This is a genomic window from Buchnera aphidicola (Macrosiphum gaurae), assembly GCF_005080965.1.
GTDB lineage: Bacteria > Pseudomonadota > Gammaproteobacteria > Enterobacterales > Enterobacteriaceae > Buchnera > Buchnera aphidicola_S.
In genome coordinates, this window is sequence record NZ_CP034867.1 from 417190 (window position 1) to 437246 (window position 20057).

A 20057-nucleotide genomic window follows, 5' to 3' on the forward strand; every position below is an offset into this window, starting at 1 on the left:
TTTTTTACTCTTTTTTTGCTAAATTTTCTAAAATAAAAGAAATTTTATTTCCTTTTAAACACGAATCATCATGATAAAAAATAATATTAGGAATAATTCTCAATCTCATTTTTTTACATAACAACCTACGAATATAACCAGAAGATTTATTTAAGATCATTATTTTTTTTTTTATATTTAATTTATTATAACTTTTTAAAAAACTAACAAATATTTGAGCATGAGATAAGTCTTGAGAAACCTGTACGTTAGAAACTGTTATAATCGTTTGAATACGCGGATCTTTAAGTGAATACTGTATAATTAAAGCTATTTTTTTTTGCAATTCTTGAGCGATACGAAGAGATCGATTAAAAAATTTTTCCATAACTGTATTACCAAATTAAATATTTTATAAAATATATATTTTAGTTTATAATATTCTTTTGACTTCTTTAACTTCAAAAACCTCTATAATGTCTCCAATACGTATATCATTATAATTTTTTATCCCAATTCCACATTCTAATCCATTACGAATTTCATTTAAATCTTCTTTAAAACGACGTAATGATTCTAATTCACCTTCATATATTACTATATTATCTCTGAGTATACGAACAGGATTGCTACGCTTAATTATTCCCTCTATCACCATGCAACCAGCAATCAAACCAAATTTAGGAGATTTAAATGTATTTCTCACTTCAGCTAAACCAATAATATTTTCTTTGTATTCAGGTGATAAAAGACCTGTCATAGCAGATTTTACTTCATCAAGTAAATCATAAATCACTGAATAATATCGAAGATCTAAATGTTCTGAATTAATTATTTTTTTCGCAGAAGAATCTGCACGAACATTAAATCCTAAAATAATAGCATTTGAAGCTAATGCTAAAGAAGCATCTGTTTCTGTAATGCCTCCAATACCCAATCCTATTATTTTTATTTGTACTTCTTTAGTAGATAATTTTAATAAAGCTCCTGAAATGGCTTCTAAAGAACCTTGTATATCAGATTTAAGAATAATTTTTAATTCAGAAATATTATCTTTTTTTATATTATCAAAAATATTTTCTGATTTTATTCTATTCTGATTTGATAATTTTATTTCACGTGATTTCTCTTTACGATAAGACGCTACTTCTCTTGCCTTTTTTTCATTGCGAACTACAGTAACTACATCTCCTGAAAAAGGTACTTTAGATAATCCCAGAATTTCTACTGGTATAGATGGTCCAGCACTTAAGACTTCTTCTCCACTTGCGTCACGCAAAGCTTTAATACGACCATATTCAAAACCACATAATATGATGTCTCCTTTGTTTAATTTTCCCTTTTTTACTAAAACAGTAGCTATTGGACCTCGACCTTTATCTAGAAAAGACTCTATAACAACACCTTCAGCCATACCGGTTGGTACTGCTTTTAGTTCTAACATTTCTGCTTGTAATAAAATTACATTCAATAATTTATTGATACCTTTTCCAGTTTTTGCGGAAACAGAGACAAATATATTTTCACCACCCCATTCTTCTGAAAGAATGTTATATTTTGTTAAATCATTTTTTACTTTATCAATATCAGAATCTATTTTATCAGTTTTATTAATAGCCACTATAACTGGTACACCAGCTTCTTTTGCATGTTGAATAGCTTCAATTGTTTGTGGCATTACTCCATCATCTGCTGCTACAACTAAAACAACAATATCAGTCACTTGAACACCACGAGATCTCATTGCGGTGAATGCTGAATGTCCAGGTGTATCTAAGAAAGTAATTGAACCCAAATTAGTCTTTACATGATAAGCACCAATATTTTGTGTAATCCCGCCAGCTTCATGAAATGCTGTTTTTGTTGAACGAATATAATCTAACAATGATGTTTTTCCATGATCAACATGTCCCATTATAGTTACTACCGGTGCTCTAATAATAGGGACGTTGTTTCCTGTATCACGATCTTTCATGATTAATTCTTCTAATGCGTTTTCTCGATGTATAATGACTTTATGACCCATTTCTTCTGCAATAAGCTGAGCTGTATCCTGATCAAGAATATGATTAATCGTACCGGTAATTCCCATATTCATCATATTTTTAACAACTTCAGCACTTTTGATAGCCATTTTATTTGCTAAATCAGATACAGAAATTGCATTGCTAATAACAACATCTCTATTTACAATAGATTCAGGTTTTTGAAAAACTTGTCGCAATAAAACAGGTTTATTTTTTTGTTTGTTATTTTTTTTATTGCGATTAGAAATACGTATTTCTTCTTTATAGTATTTCCCATTATGATAATTTTTATTATTTTTTCTTTGACGATGATTTTTCAAAACTCGACCATGATTTCTTTTATCTGTTTCTACTTCTCTATCATTGTCATCTTCAGCTTGACGTGCATGTAAAAATGTTGTTAAATGATAATCTTTTTTCTCTTCTTGATGAGAAGACCAAATCTCTGCATTTTCTTTAATTCTTTTTTTATTGTTTAATTGAAAAGAATTAGATTCTACCTGTTTTTTAGATTTCTTATTTTTTTCATCTTTTTTTAAAATTTTTTCTTTATTCAGTTTTTTTAAATTAAAAGATTTAAAATCGGTTTTATTTGATTCTGCTTTTTCAAGATTATTTATATTTTTCTTCTCTTTATCATTATTTATAGTATTTTTCTTAAAAATTTTTTTTTCTTTATCTTCGATAGGTAATATTTTTTTTATCGAAGGCTTAATTTCTCTTTTTATATTCAATAAAGATTGAGTTTCAAATTTATTATTTTTTATATAAGTTCTGTTTTTTCTAACTTCTACTTGTATGGACTTATTTTTTCCTCCAATAGTTGAAACACTCAAAGTACTCCGTGTTTTTCTCTGTAGAACTAAAGTATCTAAAGAATATTTTTTTTTAGATTGTAAATGTTTTAATAAAAGATTTTTTTCAAGTAAATTAATATAATTATCTGGAGTTTTCACTATACCGATATTAGATAGTTCTTTTATTAACTCATTAATTGAAATTTTTATTTCATTAGATAAAACTTTTAAGCTTATATCTGGCATGCTATTCTTCCTATTATCAGACTTTATTATTACCAAACCAACAAATATTACGAGCAGTCATAATTAATAAACCAGCTTGTTCAGCATTTAAATTCTTAATATCAGTTAAATCATCTATTCCCTGATCAGCTAATTCTTCTAAAGTAAATATATTTTTTTCAGCTAATTGAAAAGCTAGTGCTGTATTCATACCATTAATTCTTAATAAATTATCTGCCGTTTTTCTTTCTTTAACTATGCTATTTTTTTTGCTCGATTCTATTAAGAACAATCTATTTTTTGCTCCTTCACGTACTAATTTTGCTTGATCCTCAGTCAAATTTTTAATTTCTAATAATTCATTAAATGGTATGTAAGCTAATTCTTCAAGAGAAGAAAAACCTTCTTTTACTAAAACATTAATAATATTTTCATTTATATTTAAATTTTCTTTAAAAAAATTAAAAGCAGCATGAGCTTCTTCTTGGTGTTTAGAATGAAGATCTTCTGTAGTCATAACATTTAATTCCCAACCACTAATTTGAGATGCTAAACGAACATTTTGACCATTTCGACCAATTGCTTGTGCTAAATTATTTGTATCTACTGCTATATCCATAGTATGATGATCTTCATCTACAACAATAGAAGCTACGTCAGCTGGAGCCATAGCGTTTATAACGAATTGAGCAGGATTATCATCCCATAAAATAATATCGATGCGTTCTCCACATAATTCGCTAGATACTGCTTGCACTCGAGCTCCTCTCATACCTACACAAGCTCCTACAGGATCAATACGTTTATCATTAGTTTTTACTGCAATTTTAGCGCGAGAACCTGGATCACGTGCTGCAGCTTTTATTTCAATGACTTCTTCTCCAATCTCAGGAACTTCTATTCGAAACAATTCAATGAGCATTTCAGTTTTTGAACGACTTATAAACAACTGAGCACCGCGAGCTTCTGGATACACTCCATATAAAATACCACGAATACGATCGCCAGGACGAAAGTTTTCTCTAGGTAACATACCTTCACGTAAAATTAATGCTTCAGCATTATTACCTAAATCTAACATTATGTTATCTCGATTAATTTTTTTAACTATACCAGTAATAATTTGACCGAGATATTTGCGAAATTGTTCAACTAACATTGCACGTTCTGCTTCACGTACTTTTTGCACAATTACTTGTTTGGCAGTTTGAGTTGTTATTCTATCAAAATCCACAGATTTAATCTGTTCTTCTATATAGTCGTTAATATAAACTTTTTCACCTTCAAAACATGCTGCTTCTAAAGTAATTTCTCTTGTTGGTTGAGTAACTGTTTCTACGACCATCCAACGTCGAAAAGTAGTAAAACTACCAGTCTTACGATTAATACTCACTCTTATATCAATTTCTTGTTCATGTTTTTTTTTAGTTGCTGTTGCTAATGCGATTTCTAAAGCTTCAAAAATTTTTTCACGTGGGAGAGATTTTTCATTAGAAACGGCTTCAACAACAGCTAAGATTTCTTTGTTCATCTTAGAGAACCTCAAAATAAAAATTTTTAAAATGAGTAATTGCAACTCATTTTACATGTATTAATTACAAAAAAATTAATTATGAAATTAGATAATTAATACACTAATTTTTATTAATCAAGAGTTTATATAATTAATTATTATTTAACATTTAAAAACGAATTAAGCTATATAATTGAAATAAATATTCTAATAAAAAACCCCGAAAATTCGGGGTTTCAGGTGCTATCACCCTATATATAAAATTATTTTTGATAAATTTTTTATATATTAAATATTTGAGTATTATCAATTTAAAACTTAATATAATTACCTAAAAAAACTAATGGCACCTTAGTACCGAGAATGGGATTTGAACCCATACGCCTATTCGGCACTATCTCCTCAAGATAGCGTGTCTACCAATTTCACCATCTCGGTAAAAATTTGTTATACGATTATATATTTTTTTATACGAAAAATCTGATAATTAATTAGGTATATCTGAACTTAAAATTTTTTTATTTAAAAGATGTTTCTTCGTTACAGTTTTTTGATGATCATTTTCCCAAAAAAAATCTGAATCAATTTTTTTTCTATGAATATTACATAAGATAATACTTGTTGCTAAAAATAAAAAAGACAGAATTCTAATAATATTAGTTACAAAATTATTTGTTCCTACGCCACTGAAAAACTTACTATTATTTTTTGTATTTAAATGAATTGTATTATTCAGACCCTTTCCTGGCTGCAGTAAAATAAAAAAAATTAAAGAAATTGAAACGAAAATAAAAAAGATTAAAAAAAATAAATACATAAAAAATTATTTCCTTATTTCATATAATATTATTATTTATAATACATTCATTTTTCAATTCAATACATAATGTTCATTATTAAAAAATTTTTTCTTTCTGATAAAGAATTTATATGTAAACTGTTACATATAAATTATCTATTTTAAAAATTTATCATAACTTGCATTTTTATGAAATACATAAATTAAAGTAATTGAATAGTTTCTTTAATATCATTAGCTAATTGGTAAGCTTTTAAATAATTTTCACTTTCTACCATAATTCTAACACATGATTCTGTGCCGGATTTACGAACTAAAACACGACTGTTTTTACCTAAAATATTTTTATATCGTAAAAGAATATTTTTTATTTTTAGATCTTGTTCTAAATTTTTATCTTTTTTTAAAAAAACATTTAACAAGACTTGAGGAAAAAGTTTTATTCGATTTGATAAATTATATAAAGTCATATTATTATTAATCATACTTAATAAAACTTGTAAACTAGCAATAATTCCATCACCAGTAGAGTGTTTATCTAATAAAATAATATGGCCAGATTGTTCAGCTCCTAACATCCATTTTTTTTCTTTAATTTTCTCACATATATTACGATCTCCGACTTCTGTAGCATAAAAAGGAATTCCAAGTTTTTTTAAAGCCAAAATCACACCCGTATTAGTCATTAAAGTTCCTACCACACCACCTTTTAATTTCTTTTCTTTTAAATATTCCTTGGCAATAATATAAATTATTTGATCTCCATCAACTCTGTTACCTAAGTGATCTACCATAATCACACGATCTCCATCACCATCAAATGCTAAACCAATATCAGCTTTTTCTAATAGAACTATTTTTTTTAATTTTGCAATATCAGTTGATCCTGAATTTTGATTTATATTAATTCCATTGGGATGAATAGAAACTGTGATTACTTTCGCGCCTAAATCTTCAAAAAGTTTAGGTGCTATATTAAAAGTGGAACCATTAGCACAATCTAAAATAATAGTAAATTTTGATAAATTTAAATCTTTAGGAAAAGTATCTTTACAAAATTCAATATATTTTTTTTCGGGATTTATAACGTTATTTGAACAACCATAATTTGTATAATGAGAATAAAAAAAAGTATGTTGTATTTGTTGTTCGATAGAAAATTCTATTTTTTTAGTAATTTTAATTCCATTTTTATAAAAAATTTTTATCCCATTATCATAAAAAAGATTGTGAGAGCCTGAAATGACAATTCCTGCAGAAGCATTTAAAAATTTAGTAAAATATGCAATTGCTGGAGTAGGTATACAGTTAGCTAATAAAGTAGATACACCTGCAGACAAAATACCAAATTCTAAAATAGACTGTAACATAGATCCAGAAACACGTGTATCTCTTCCAATAATAATTTTTTTTGTTTTATCTTTACCTAAAACTGTTCCAATAGACCAGCCTAATTTTAATAAAAAATTTGGTGTGATTGGATTTATACCTACTTTCCCGCGTATACCATCTGTTTTAAAATATTGCAAAAAAGTCATGATGATTTCATTCCTATATTATTTAAAAATAATTATATTTTGCAATAGATTGTAATGCATTATTTTTTCTATTAAAAACAAGATGAAGTTATAATAATTTTATCACTTCATCTTATTTTAAGATACATTAAATGAAGGAATGTTAAACATTATAAAATTAATATTTTTTAAAATAAAATTTTTGCAAAATATACAAAAATATATTTGTATTTCTAAATTAAAGAAATTATTTATTTATATCTGTCTCGATCCATCCCTTTGGTTTTCGTACTTCTTTTCTTTTCATTAAATCGTCAATTTGAAATGCATCAATAGTCTCATATTTTATTAAAGCTTCTTTCATAGCATGTAATATATCAATGTTTTCATTTAAAATATTCCTAGCTCTACTATAATTAATTTCAATTAATAATTTTACTTCTTCATCAATAATTCTCGCTGTTTCATCAGACATGTGCTTTGCTTTAGCTACTGAGCGTCCCAAAAACACTTCTCCTTCTTCTTCAGCATATAATAAAGGACCTAATTTTTCTGAAAAGCCCCATTGAGTGACCATATTTCGCGCTAAGCTTGTAGCTATTTTAATATCATTATAAGCACCAGTAGAAACATTCTCAGCACCATAAATAATTTCTTCTGCTAAACGACCACCATATAAAGTAGATATTTGACTTTCTAATTTTTGACGACTTATGCTAAGAGTGTCTGATTCAGGTAAAAAAAATGTAACCCCCAATGCTCGCCCTCTAGGAATAATAGTTACTTTATGTGCAGGATCATGATCAGGTACCAATCTTCCAATAATAACGTGGCCAGCTTCATGATATGCTGTAGACTCTTTTTGAAAATCACTCATAACCATCGATCTTCTTTCAGAACCCATCATCATTTTATCTTTAGCTCTTTCAAATTCCAACATAGAAACTACACGATTATCGAGTCTAGCTGCAAAAAGGGCTGCTTCATTGACTAAATTCGCTAAATCAGCACCTGAAAAACCTGGTGTACCGCGTGCAATAATCATGGGATCTACATCTTTAGACAAAGGAACTTTTCTCATGTGTACTTTTAAAATTTGCTCTCTTCCCCGAATATCTGGTAGTGCTACAATAACTTGACGATCAAAACGACCAGGACGCAAAAGAGCTGGATCTAAAACATCAGGTCTATTAGTTGCTGCTATTAAAATAATACCTTCGTTACCGTCAAAACCATCCATTTCCACTAACATTTGGTTAAGTGTTTGTTCTCTCTCATCATGTCCTCCACCCAATCCAGTACCTCTTTGACGTCCTACAGCATCAATCTCATCAATAAAAATTATACATGGTGCAGATTTTCTCGAATGTTCGAACATATCTCTTACTCTTGAAGCACCTACTCCGACAAACATTTCAACAAAATCAGATCCAGAAATAGTAAAAAAAGGAACTTTCGCTTCTCCAGCTATTGCTTTAGCAAGTAATGTTTTACCAGTACCAGGTGGTCCAACCATTAATATGCCCTTAGGAATTTTCCCTCCTAATTTCTGAAAACGACTAGGTTCTTTAAGATATTCTACTAATTCACTAACTTCTTCTTTTGCTTCATCACATCCCGCAACATCTGCAAAGGTAGTTTGAATTTGATCTTCTGATAGCATACGAGCTTTACTTTTTCCAAATGACATTGCACCTTTTCCACCACCCATTTGCATTTGACGCATAAAAAAAATCCAAACACCAATAAGTAATAACATCGGAAACCAAGATATAAGAATTGAAATCAGAAGACTTGGTTCTTCAGGTGTTGCTCCAATAATTTTAACTCTTTTTGTTAAAAGATTATCTAAAAGTTTAGGATCATTAACAGGAATATACGTAGTGTATTTACTACTATCTTTTTTCGTAACACTAATCATACGTCCGTTAATATATGCTTCACGGACCTGATCCTGATTTACTTCTGATAAAAAAGTAGAATAATCAACTCTATGATTATTTATATCATTAGTATTAAAATTTTGGAAAATAGACATTAATACAACTGTGATAACTAACCAGAAGATCAGGTTTTTAACCATGTCACTCAAAGGAACAACCTCTCATTGAATCTATATTTTAAAAACAACACAGACTATTATAATTTTCATCTGGTTGCTAGAATGAATATCTCTCGAGATCTTGTTCGAGAAGTTTTAGGTTTACAAATTTTAATTTTTGTAAATAACATTTTAATTTCTTTATATAATTCATTAAAACCTTCTCCCTGAAATGATTTCAACAAAAAAATACCATTTTTAGATAACAAGTAATTTGATATTTTTAATGCCAACTTACACAAGTCAATAATTCGCGGCATATCAATAGAAAAATTTCCCGTTATATTAGGAGCCATATCTGACATTACCAGCTGAAATGTAGTGTTTCTTACAGAACTTAGCATTAAATTTAATGTTTTTTTATTACGAAAATCTCCTTGAAAAACATTAACACCTTCTATAGGTCTTATAGGTAATATATCACAAGCTATAACACGTCCTTTTTTACCTATTCTATTAACAGCGTATTGTGACCAACTTCCAGGAGCAGCACCCAAATCAATTACACTCATACCAGTTTTGAATAATTTATTACTTTTATCTAATTGTTCTAATTTAAACCAAGCTCTTGAACGTATATTATTTTTTTTCGCATCCTTGACATATTGATCTTTAAAATGTTCTAATAACCAACGATTAGAACTACTTGTTTTTTTTTTGGATATCATGTCTTCACTATTTTAAAATTAATTTTTTAATCAAAAATTTCACAAAAATTTCAATTATCTTAAGTTTTAAATTTAAAAATTATATATAATTTATCTTTAAAATCTTATATTCAACATCACCGCCTGGTGTATGTATAATTACAGTATCATTATTATTTTTCCCAATGAGACCTCTTGCTATTGGAGAATTAATAGAAATTAAATTTTTTTTAAAATCAGATTCATCATCACCTACAATTTGATAAATAAATTTTTCGTTATTTTTTATATTTAAAATTTCAACAGTAGAACCAAAAATTACTCGACCATCATTAGATATTTTCGTGATATCTATAATTTGAGAATTAGATAACTTAGACTCAATTTCTTTAATACGTCCTTCGCAAAAACTTTGTTCTTCACGAGCAGAATGATATTCGGCATTTTCTTTCAAATCACCATGTTCTCTAGCTTCTGCTATCGCACTAATAATACGAGGACGTTGTATGCTTTTTAATTTTTCAAGTTCTTGACGAAGTTTTTCTGCCCCTCTTACAGTCATTGGAATTAAATTAATCATATAAATACTCCACTATTTTATTGTGTAATTTTTAAAAATAATTCTTTAAAAAATAAAAAATATTTTTAAAAATTTAAAAAAATGTTAAATTATATTTTTTATTTAATCGCATTATATTTTATAGAATTTCTCAAATATCAATATTTTTATATTATATCTCTTACTAAAAATTTTAAATTAAAGATTCCAAAAAAAGAACGTTTTCTTAATAAAATTTAATTAAATTTTATAGATAATAAAAATATAAAAAAATAAAAATGTTAAATTTATTCAACTAATTTCTTAAAAAGAGTTTTTTATTCAATCTGATGTTTTTTCAAAATATATATTTTAATATTAAAATATATTCATCTATTTTAAAGTAAAAAATAAAATTTATCAAAATTTTAAAAATTTAGTTGCATATATTTATATATTCTTAATTAACTTAATTAATAACATTTTTAATTAATAAAAAATGTTAATTCTTGTTCAAGATTTTAATACGACATTACATCTCTAATTAAAAGTACACTAAAAAATGGAAAATCAAGATATAAAATTATTACTTTCTACAAAATTAAATCTAAAAAAAACTTATATTACAGGAGATAGAAATTTTATTAAGATAACTGCTATAGGAGACATTTTTAAAGGTAGAACTCAAGTAAAACGACAACAAATAGTTTACACTCCTTTAATAAACATGATCAAAGAGAAACATATTCATGCTGTATCTATTACGGCTTATACGCCTGAGGAATGGGAAAAGAATGATAAGAAAAACAATTCTGATTATCTATTAAAATAAAAAATTATATTAATATAATAGAGATTGATTGATCTATGGATAAACTGCACGTACAAGGAAATAAAAATTTAAATGGCAATGTTGTTATCTCAGGTTCTAAAAACGCAGCATTACCTATTTTATTTATGACTATATTAACAGAGGAAAAAGTTGAAATTAGTAATGTTCCAAATTTAACTGATATTAATATAGCACTCAAATTACTTATATATTTAGGCGTAAAAATAAAATATAAAAAAATATTATATATCGATGCAAGCTCAATAAATATTTTTTATGCTCCATATCATTTAATTAAAAAAATTAGAGCATCTATTTGGATCTTAGGTCCTCTTTTAGCACGCTTTGGCAAAGCTAAAATATTTTTACCAGGAGGATGCAAAATTGGAAGCAGACCTGTAGATTTACATTTAAATGGTTTAATACAGTTAGGAGCTAAAATTAATTTAAAAAATAATTGCATTAATGCTTCTGTGAAAGGTCGTTTACAGGGAAAATATATTTTAATGGAAAAAATTAGTGTCGGTGCTACTATTACAATTATGAGTGCTGCTACTTTAGCTCAGGGTTCTACAGTAATTGATAATGCCGCTCGCGAACCAGAAATCGTTGACATTGCAAAGTTTTTAAATACCATCGGAGCCAATATTATTGGTGCAGGTAGTAATAAAATATGTATTCAAGGAGTTTCAAAATTAACTGGTGGTGCACATCGAGTAATTCCAGATAGAATTGAAACAGGAACTTTTTTAGTCGGTGCAGCAGCTTCTCAAGGCCACATTATTTGTCATAAAACTGAACCTAAACACTTACAAAGTGTATTAATAAAATTAACTGAAGCTGGAGCAAAAATTAAAACAGGAAACGACTGGATTAAATTAGATATGAGAGGGAAAAGACCTAAGTCTTTGAATATTTGCACTTCTCCCTATCCGGGATTTCCAACAGATATGCAGGCTCAATTTGCTTTATTGAATACTATTTCTGATGGCATAGGTACTATAACCGAAACTATATTTGAAAATCGTTTTGTTTATATATCTGAATTAATTAATATGGGTGCCAAAATAAAAATTAAAAATAATACCATTATATGTTATGGGATACCTAAATTAATATCTTCTAATGTTTTTTGTAGTGATTTAAGAGCATCAGCAACATTAATATTAGCAGGATGTATTGCTGTAGGTTTAACAATAGTAAATCATACTCATCATCTTATTAGAGGATATGAATCATTTCCTAATAAATTAAATAAATTAGGAGCTGATATTAAAATTATATAATTTTAATTAATTTTTTCTGTAATATGTAACTAACTCTTATCAAAAGAAAATTTTATAAAATTTAATTTTTTTATAAAAAAATCATAAAAATAGAAAATGTTAAAGAACCGGAGTGTTTTATGTATGCAGTTTTTGTAAGCGGTGGAAAACAATATCGAGTAATTAAAAACCAAGTGATTAGATTAGAAAAATTAAAGAATCTATTGGGGGAAACTATAGAATTTGATAAAATTCTCATGATTTCTGATAAAGATTCAATAAAAATTGGAACTCCTTTTATAACAGGTGGGGTAATAAAAGCTCATATTCAAAATCATGGTCGTCTTAAAAAGATTAAAATTATTAAATTCAATCGTCGCAAACATTATAAAAAACAACAGGGTCATCGTCAGTATTTCACTGATATAAAAATCATAGATATTAGTAATATCACAGGAGAAATTTAAATAAATGGCACATAAAAAAGCTGGTGGTTCTACTAGAAATGGACGCGATTCTAACGCTCAAAGACTAGGAGTTAAATGTTTTGGCGGCCAATTAATTTCAGCAGGAAGTATAATTGTCAAACAACGTGGAACAAAATTTCATCCGGGTAAAAATGTAGGTTGTGGAAAAGATCATACAATTTTTGCTGTTGTACAAGGAAAGGTGGAATTCAAAAAAAAAGGATTAAAAAAAAGAACATACATAAATATTATTAATTAAATAAGTCATTTATATATGAAAAACCCCTATGCCAGGGGTTCCATATTTTTTATAAAATATACAAACTAATTAATTTTATTAATAAAAGCGTAAAATATTAAAATACTTGCTAATATAAAAAAATATTATACATGGATGAAAAAATGAAATTTATCGATGAAACTATAATAGAAGTTATTGCTGGTAATGGTGGAAATGGTTGTGTAAATTTTAGAAGAGAAAAATATGTACCTAAAGGAGGTCCAGATGGTGGAGACGGTGGAGACGGCGGAAATGTCTGGTTAGAAGCTAATAATAATTTAAATACTCTTATAGATTTTAGATTCAAAAAGAAATTTCAAGCACAAAATGGACAAAATGGATCAAGTAGAAAATGTTCTGGAAAAAAAGGAAGTGATATAAAAATAGATGTTCCTATAGGAACAAGAGTGATAAACTATCAAACAAGAGAAATAATAGGTGATCTAATTCGAGACAAACAACAAATATTAATTGCTAAAGGAGGTTGGCATGGATTAGGTAATACTAGATTTAAATCTTCGACAAATAGAACTCCTAGAAGAAGTACATTAGGTACAATAGGAGAAAAAAGGGATATACAATTAGAACTAATTTTAATTGCTGATGTTGGAACATTAGGAATGCCTAATGTCGGAAAGTCTACGTTAGTTAGAAATATATCCGGAGCTAAAACAAAAATTGCAAATTATCCATTTACAACATTAAATCCAATTTTAGGAAGCGTGACTATTCAAAACAACAAAAAATTTATTATAGCAGATATTCCAGGTATAATTAAAGGTGCATCTAATGGCTCTGGATTAGGAATTCATTTTTTAAAACATTTAGAAAGATGCAAATTATTACTGCATATTGTTGATTTAGTTCCTGAAAATAGTTTACACCCAGTAGATAATATAGCTATTGTTTTAAATGAATTAAAAAAATATAATCTAAAACTATACAACAAACCAAGATGGTTGGTTTTTAATAAAATAGATTTATTAAGTCCAGGAAAATTAAATCAAACGATTAATGAACTCAAATACCAATGCAAAATAGATGAAAAATGCTATTTTATTTCTTCAATGAACAAAACTGGTATAAAAAAATTATGTTTTGATATAAGCAAGTATTTGATGAAATAAAAAAAGAACTCGGTCCATCAAAAAAACCAAGTTCTTTATAAATCAAAATCAATTATGCTCAGTTTAGCGTTTAGAAAATTGTGGACGCTTTCTAGCTTTTCGAAAACCAACTTTTTTACGTTCAACTTGACGTGAATCACGTGTTACAAATCCAGATTTTCTTAATTCAAAACGTAATAATTGATTGTATTTAATCAAAGCACGAGTAATACCTTGACGAATTGCACCGGCTTGACCAGAAATGCCTCCGCCTTTTACTGTAATATAAATATTAAATTTATCTGCCATATCAACTAATTCTAATGGTTGACGAACAATCATACAAGAAGTTTCACGACCAAAATACTCATTTAAAGAACGTTTGTTCACCATAATTTCTCCATTACCAGATCTAAGAAATACTCTAGCAGAAGAGCTTTTACGACGACCAGTACCATAGTTTTGAATCTGAATCATTTATTTTATATACCTTTTATTAAATATTAAGAAATTGAGGACATTGTGCTGCATGTCCATGATGTTCATTAGAAAAAACCTTTAATTTTTTGAACATGGAACGTCCTAAGGGACCTTTTGGAAGCATACCTTTTACTGCAATTTCTATCACTCTTTCTGGATGACGAGAAATCATTTCTTCAAATCTAGATTGTTTTATACCACCGACGTAACCCGTATGATGATAATAAATTTTATCAGTTTTTTTATTTCCTGTGACTAATATTTTCGAAGCATTTATGACTATAATATAATCACCAGTATCAAGATGAGGTGTGTATTCAGATTTATGTTTTCCTCGAAGATAAAATGATAACACACTTGCTAATCTACCCAATATTTTATTAGTTGCATCTACATAATACCAATTTCTTTTAATATTACCTGATTTAAGTGAAAAAGTTTTCATATAGAACCTATTTTAAAATAATTATTTATACAGAAAATAATACTATGATTGAGATTAATAATATATAGTAAACATATTTTACTAAAAATATATTTTATAGTATTTTTTATATTTTTTGTGAAATTGAATTAATTGTATCAATCATATTTTTTGAGAATTTTATCTAATTTGCTATATTTATTTTATATTCAGAAAAATTATATCTTTTATAGGTAATAAATTATGCCTACTCAAAATTCTTTGTTAATATTTCGTGATGAAATTAACAATATCGATAAAAAAATAGTAAAATTATTAGCAGAAAGAAAAAAATTAGTCTTTAAAATAGCTCAATCTAAAATAAAAAATAATCAAGCAATACGAGATCTGGAACGTGAGAAAAAAATGTTACAAAAATTAACAATTTTGGGCAAAAAAAATCATCTTACGTCTGATTATATAAATAGATTATTCCAGTTAATAATTGAAGAATCTGTTTCAACTCAAAAGAAGTTGTTAGAAAAATTTTGTGATAATCATAAATTAGTTCCTGCTCATTTTTCGTTTCTCGGACCTAAAGGCTCTTACTCACATATTGCTGCTTGTGAATACGCAAATCGAAATTTTCAAAAATGCATTATAAATGAATGTGCAACATTTGAGGAAGTGATTTTATCAGTTGAAAACAATGAAGCAGATTATGCGATTTTACCTATTGAAAACACTTGTTCTGGCTTTATTCACGAAGTTTTTCATATCTTAAAAAATACTAATTTATTTATTATTGGAGAAATTAACATTTTTATCAATCATTGTTTGCTTGCTCTTGAAAAAACTGAATTAAACAAGATTACAACAGTATATAGCCATCCTCAACCCTTTCAACAATGTAGTAATTTTATTAAACAATTTCCAGAATGGAAAATTAAATATACTAAAAGTACTGCAGATGCAATGAAAAAACTTACTAAATATCATAAAACAACTAATGCAGCATTAGGAAGTGAAATAGGAAGTAAAATTTATGGTTTAAAAATTTTAACTAAAAATTTAGCAAATAAAGAAAAAAATATCACAAGATTTGTTGTATTAAATCGAAATTCAATAGAAATTTCTGAAAAAATACCAACTAAAACAACATTAATATTTAGTGTAGAACAAGAATCAGGAGCACTTGATAAAGTTTTGTTAATATTGAAAGAAAAAAAAATAATTATGAAAAAATTAACTTCCCAAATATTATATAAGAACCCATCGGAAGAAATATTTTATATTGATATCGAAGTCAATATATCATCAGTACTAATGCAAAATATTCTTAAAAGAATTAAAAAAATTACTAAATTTATAAAAATTTTAGGCTGTTATCCCAATGAAAATGCATATCCAATAACACAATAAAATTTTTAAAAATGTATTATTTTTAAATGTAGAATTTATACCTTTCATATTTAAAACTAAAAAATAATTTTAAATATTTTTTTCAATTTTTTTAAAATATAAAAAATAATTAGTTGTTAACTAATAAATATTATATTTTAAAAATAATTATTATTTTTGATAATTTTTTAGGAAATGTAACGTGAGTAATAAATAATGTTTGAAAATTTAACGCAACGTCTTTCAAATAGTTTAAAGAAAATTATAAATAAAGGAAGACTCACAGAAGAAAATATCCAAGACACGATAAGAGAAGTTCGAAAAGCATTATTAGAAGCAGATGTGACATTATCAGTAATCAAAAAATTTATAGAAAATGTTAAAAATAAATCAATTGGTAAACAAATAAATAAAAGTTTAACTCCTGGACAAGAATTTATAAAAATAGTTAAACATGAATTAATTTTAGCAATGGGTGAAAAAAACAATTCTTTAAATTTATCTATTAAACCACCAGCAATTATATTAGTAGTTGGTTTACAAGGATCAGGCAAAACTACTAGTTTAGCAAAACTAGGACAATGGATTAAAAATAAATATAAGAAAAAAATATTAATCATGTCTACTGATATTTATCGTGCAGCCGCTATTAAACAACTTCAAATATTATCTCAGCAAATCGAAGTAGATTTTTTTATATCTGGTGAAAATGAAGAACCAATAGAAATAACTGAAAAAGCAATAAAACACGCGCAATTAAAATTATATGACATTTTATTAATTGATACAGCAGGACGTTTACATATTGATACAAAAATGATGCATGAAATCCAGAAAATACAACATGTATCACAACCTATTGAAACACTATTAGTAGTAGATTCTATGATGGGCCAAGATGCTATAAATATGGCAAAAACATTCAATGAGCATCTATTAATATCTGGTATCATATTAACTAAAACAGATAGTGATTCCAGAAGCGGAATTGCTTTATCTATGAGATATATTACTGGAAAACCTATCAAGTTTATAGGAACAGGAGAAAAAATGACATCTTTAGAAGCATTTTATCCTGAAAGAATAGTTGATAGAATTCTGGGAATGAATGATATTATATCTCTTATTGAAGATATTGAAGAAAAAATAGATCAATCACAACTTCAAAAATTAACAAAAAAATTAAAGAAAGGTCATGATTTTAATCTAAATGATTTTTTAACACAAATTAAACAAATGAAAAAAATAGGAGGTTTAAATTATTTTATAGACAAATTTTCTATAAATCATCAACTATCTAATAGTATATCATTGTTAAATACAGACAAAAATACTTTAAATAAAGCAGAAGCAATGATATGTTCTATGACACCTAAAGAAAGAAAAAAACCAATGATTATAAAAGGTTCAAGAAAACGTAGAATAGCTTTAGGTTCTGGAACAAAAATACAAGACGTAAATAAACTATTAAAAAATTTTGATGATATACGAAGAATTATGAAAAAAATTAAAACTGATGGAATAACAAAAGTGATGCGTGGAATAAAAAACATGCTGCCTAAAAATTTTTAAAAAATTATATTATAAAAATATATATTTAATGTTTTTCTTATGCTTTTTAATCACAAAATATAATTTTTTCAATTGATTTAAAACAATCCTTTTAATCTAACAACTTTTAAGAAGAAAAAAATATGGTAAAAATTCGTTTAGCTAAATATGGGACAAAAAAATGTCCTTTTTATAAGATAGTAGTAGCAGATAGTCGTTTTTCTAGAAACGGCCGTTTTATTGAACGTTTAGGATATTTTAATCCTATTGCTAGAGGAAAGTCTGAAGCACTAAAATTAAATTTAGAACGTATTAAATACTGGACTAATCAAGGTGCTCAAATGTCAGAAAGAACTAAAAAATTAATAAAATTACTAAATAAGAAGAGGTAAGATTATCAATATCAGTATTAATATACCAGAAAAACCATTATTAGTAGGAAAAGTTGGAAAATCTTATGGCATATTGGGCTGGATACACATTTTTTCTTTCACAGAAAAAAAAGACGCAATATTTAATTATCTTCCATGGTTTTTTTTAAAAGAGAAAAAATGGGAAAAAATTGAAATTGAAAATTGGAAAAAATATAAAGATCATTTCATTGTCAATATAAAAGGCATTTCCAATCGCTCAATAACTGAAAAATTTACTAATTCAGAGATAATTATTAGTAAAAATACATTGCCTTTATTAAAAAAAAATGATTATTATTGGCATGATATTATCAACTACAAAGTATTTAATACAGATCAAAGTTATTTAGGAACTGTAATTAATTTAATAAGAATGAAAAATAATGATGTTCTTATAATAAAAAATAAATCAGATGTATTTAAAAACAATATATTAATTCCATTTATCGAGAACGAAATAATTAAAAATGTAGATACTAAAAATAAATTTATATTTGTTCAATGGAACTAAATTATGTATTCTAAATGAAAAAAAAATATAATGATACTATAATGTATTTTAATGTTATTACTATTTTCCCGGAAATGTTTAATGCGATTATTAATTATGGCATAATAGGACAAGCAATTAAAAAAAAAATTATTAATATTAATTTTCTTAACCCAAGAAATTTTAGTAAAAACAAATATAAATCTGTAGACGATCGTCCTTATGGAGGAGGACCTGGAATGTTGATGAGTTTTGAACCATTATATCTAGCTATTCAAGAAGCTAAGTCCAGATTAAAAAATGCAACTGTTATTTATCTATCTCCTCAAGGTAAAAAATTAGAACAAAATAATATAACAGAATTGATTAAAAAAAAAAAAATTATCTTTATATGTGGTCGATACGAGGGAATAGACCAAAGAATTATTGCTAATCAAGTAGATGAAGAATGGTCTATAGGAAGTTATATACTGACCGGAGGAGAATTAGCTGCAATGGTTATGATTGACTCTATTTCTCGATTAATTCCAGGTGTTATTAAAAAAAAGTCAATAGAAGAAGATTCTTTTTCTAATAATCTACTTGATTATCCCAGTTATACTCGACCTGAAATTATAAAAAACATGTCAGTGCCTAAAATATTATTGTCTGGAAATCATGATCAAATTCGTATTTGGCGTTTAAAAAAATCACTTGGAACAACATGGATTAAACGTCCTGATCTTCTAAAAAAAAAAAATTAACAGAAGAAGAAACAATGCTGTTAAATGAATTTAAAAAAAAATTTAGAGAAAAAAATAATTATTAATTTTTTTATTTTTCTGAATTAAAGAGGAAATTATGCTCAGTATAATTCAAGAAATTGAAAAAGAACAAATAAAAAAAAATATACCTATTTTTAGATCCGGAGATACTGTGGAAGTGAAAGTATGGGTTATTGAGGGTTCTAAAAAACGTCTACAATCTTTTGAAGGAATAGTAATAGCAATAAAAAATCGTTATTTGAATTCATCTTTTACTGTACGTAAAATTTCTAATGGAGAAGGTATTGAACGAGTTTTTCAAACACATTCTCATAGTATTGATGAAATTATTATAAAAAGAAAAGGTTTAGTTAGAAAAGCTAAATTATATTATTTAAGAACTCGTACTGGAAAAGCTGCACGTATTAAAGAAAGACTAAATTAATTTTAATATGCAGTCATAATAGAATTCTTGACTGCATT

General features: G+C 26.6%; 21 protein-coding genes and 1 tRNA gene. 11 read left to right on the top strand and 11 right to left on the bottom strand.

Translation table 11 applies throughout. The features are described from left to right. Positions 1 to 4 precede the first annotated feature (4 nt). The 9 genes from rbfA to greA all read right to left on the bottom strand — a co-directional run bounded on the left by rbfA (position 5) and on the right by greA (position 10182). The gene (gene rbfA / locus D9V72_RS01910; RefSeq protein WP_158355013.1) at positions 5 to 367 is read right to left on the bottom strand and encodes a 30S ribosome-binding factor RbfA; all 363 of its coding nucleotides are present in this window, start codon (positions 365 to 367) and stop codon (positions 5 to 7) included. Positions 368 to 412: 45 nt separating this feature from the next. Further along, the gene (infB, locus tag D9V72_RS01915; RefSeq protein WP_158355015.1) at positions 413 to 3049 is read right to left on the bottom strand and encodes a translation initiation factor IF-2; all 2637 of its coding nucleotides are present in this window, start codon (positions 3047 to 3049) and stop codon (positions 413 to 415) included. A 16-nt stretch (positions 3050 to 3065) separates the two neighbouring features. Further along, positions 3066 to 4559 (bottom strand): transcription termination factor NusA, encoded by a 1494-nt coding sequence (gene nusA / locus D9V72_RS01920; protein WP_158355017.1) that lies wholly within the window; start codon positions 4557 to 4559, stop codon positions 3066 to 3068. Positions 4560 to 4896: 337 nt separating this feature from the next. Further along, positions 4897 to 4979: transfer RNA gene (locus D9V72_RS01925), tRNA-Leu, on the bottom strand. Positions 4980 to 5028: 49 nt separating this feature from the next. Further along, entirely contained in the window at positions 5029 to 5358 is a 330-nt protein-coding gene (gene secG, locus D9V72_RS01930; RefSeq protein WP_158355019.1) for a preprotein translocase subunit SecG, read from the bottom strand. A 185-nt stretch (positions 5359 to 5543) separates the two neighbouring features. Then, positions 5544 to 6878: a phosphoglucosamine mutase gene (glmM, locus tag D9V72_RS01935; RefSeq protein ID WP_158355021.1), complete on the bottom strand. Its 1335-nt coding sequence runs from the start codon at positions 6876 to 6878 to the stop codon at positions 5544 to 5546. A gap of 226 nt (positions 6879 to 7104) precedes the next feature. Beyond that, positions 7105 to 8940, bottom strand: coding sequence for an ATP-dependent zinc metalloprotease FtsH (gene ftsH, locus D9V72_RS01940; protein WP_158355022.1), 1836 nt, complete (start codon positions 8938 to 8940; stop codon positions 7105 to 7107). A gap of 65 nt (positions 8941 to 9005) precedes the next feature. Continuing rightward, a complete protein-coding gene (gene rlmE / locus D9V72_RS01945) occupies positions 9006 to 9626 on the bottom strand; it encodes a 23S rRNA (uridine(2552)-2'-O)-methyltransferase RlmE (protein WP_158355024.1) in 621 nt (206 codons plus the stop codon). 79 nt (positions 9627 to 9705) lie between these two features. Continuing rightward, a complete protein-coding gene (greA, locus tag D9V72_RS01950) occupies positions 9706 to 10182 on the bottom strand; it encodes a transcription elongation factor GreA (RefSeq protein ID WP_261979232.1) in 477 nt (158 codons plus the stop codon). Between the two features lie 523 nt (positions 10183 to 10705). Here greA and D9V72_RS01955 point away from each other — a divergent pair. The 5 genes from D9V72_RS01955 to cgtA all read left to right on the top strand — a co-directional run bounded on the left by D9V72_RS01955 (position 10706) and on the right by cgtA (position 14114). After that, positions 10706 to 10975 carry a BolA family protein gene (locus tag D9V72_RS01955; RefSeq protein WP_158355028.1) on the top strand — a complete coding sequence of 90 codons (270 nt, stop codon included), beginning with the start codon at positions 10706 to 10708 and terminating at the stop codon, positions 10973 to 10975. Between the two features lie 35 nt (positions 10976 to 11010). Continuing rightward, entirely contained in the window at positions 11011 to 12261 is a 1251-nt protein-coding gene (gene murA, locus D9V72_RS01960) for a UDP-N-acetylglucosamine 1-carboxyvinyltransferase (protein WP_158355030.1), read from the top strand. A gap of 119 nt (positions 12262 to 12380) precedes the next feature. After that, the gene (gene rplU, locus D9V72_RS01965) at positions 12381 to 12707 is read left to right on the top strand and encodes a 50S ribosomal protein L21 (protein WP_158355032.1); all 327 of its coding nucleotides are present in this window, start codon (positions 12381 to 12383) and stop codon (positions 12705 to 12707) included. Between the two features lie 4 nt (positions 12708 to 12711). Then, complete coding sequence (gene rpmA / locus D9V72_RS01970) at positions 12712 to 12966, top strand: 50S ribosomal protein L27 (RefSeq protein ID WP_158355034.1); 255 nt, start codon at positions 12712 to 12714, stop codon at positions 12964 to 12966. A 143-nt stretch (positions 12967 to 13109) separates the two neighbouring features. After that, positions 13110 to 14114, top strand: coding sequence for an Obg family GTPase CgtA (cgtA, locus tag D9V72_RS01975; protein ID WP_158355036.1), 1005 nt, complete (start codon positions 13110 to 13112; stop codon positions 14112 to 14114). Positions 14115 to 14177: 63 nt separating this feature from the next. Here the strand turns inward: cgtA and rpsI are convergent, their stop codons facing one another. Both rpsI and rplM read right to left on the bottom strand, forming a co-directional pair. Further along, positions 14178 to 14570, bottom strand: a complete 393-nt coding sequence (gene rpsI / locus D9V72_RS01980) for a 30S ribosomal protein S9 (protein ID WP_158355038.1) — start codon at positions 14568 to 14570, stop codon at positions 14178 to 14180. A gap of 19 nt (positions 14571 to 14589) precedes the next feature. Further along, entirely contained in the window at positions 14590 to 15018 is a 429-nt protein-coding gene (gene rplM, locus D9V72_RS01985; protein WP_158355040.1) for a 50S ribosomal protein L13, read from the bottom strand. Between the two features lie 222 nt (positions 15019 to 15240). Here rplM and D9V72_RS01990 point away from each other — a divergent pair, with 222 nt between their 5' ends. From D9V72_RS01990 to rplS, 6 genes are all read left to right on the top strand, one after another. Then, positions 15241 to 16398 (top strand): chorismate mutase, encoded by a 1158-nt coding sequence (locus D9V72_RS01990; protein WP_158355042.1) that lies wholly within the window; start codon positions 15241 to 15243, stop codon positions 16396 to 16398. A 195-nt stretch (positions 16399 to 16593) separates the two neighbouring features. Continuing rightward, positions 16594 to 17949, top strand: a complete 1356-nt coding sequence (ffh, locus tag D9V72_RS01995) for a signal recognition particle protein (protein WP_158355044.1) — start codon at positions 16594 to 16596, stop codon at positions 17947 to 17949. Between the two features lie 122 nt (positions 17950 to 18071). Beyond that, entirely contained in the window at positions 18072 to 18320 is a 249-nt protein-coding gene (gene rpsP, locus D9V72_RS02000) for a 30S ribosomal protein S16 (protein ID WP_158355046.1), read from the top strand. Between the two features lies 1 nt (position 18321). Continuing rightward, the gene (rimM, locus tag D9V72_RS02005) at positions 18322 to 18852 is read left to right on the top strand and encodes a ribosome maturation factor RimM (RefSeq protein WP_158355048.1); all 531 of its coding nucleotides are present in this window, start codon (positions 18322 to 18324) and stop codon (positions 18850 to 18852) included. 14 nt (positions 18853 to 18866) lie between these two features. Continuing rightward, the gene (gene trmD / locus D9V72_RS02010; protein WP_158355050.1) at positions 18867 to 19574 is read left to right on the top strand and encodes a tRNA (guanosine(37)-N1)-methyltransferase TrmD; all 708 of its coding nucleotides are present in this window, start codon (positions 18867 to 18869) and stop codon (positions 19572 to 19574) included. Positions 19575 to 19671: 97 nt separating this feature from the next. Beyond that, on the top strand, positions 19672 to 20019 hold the full coding sequence (rplS, locus tag D9V72_RS02015) for a 50S ribosomal protein L19 (RefSeq protein ID WP_158355052.1): 348 nt from the start codon (positions 19672 to 19674) through the stop codon (positions 20017 to 20019). Positions 20020 to 20057: the final 38 nt, after the last annotated feature.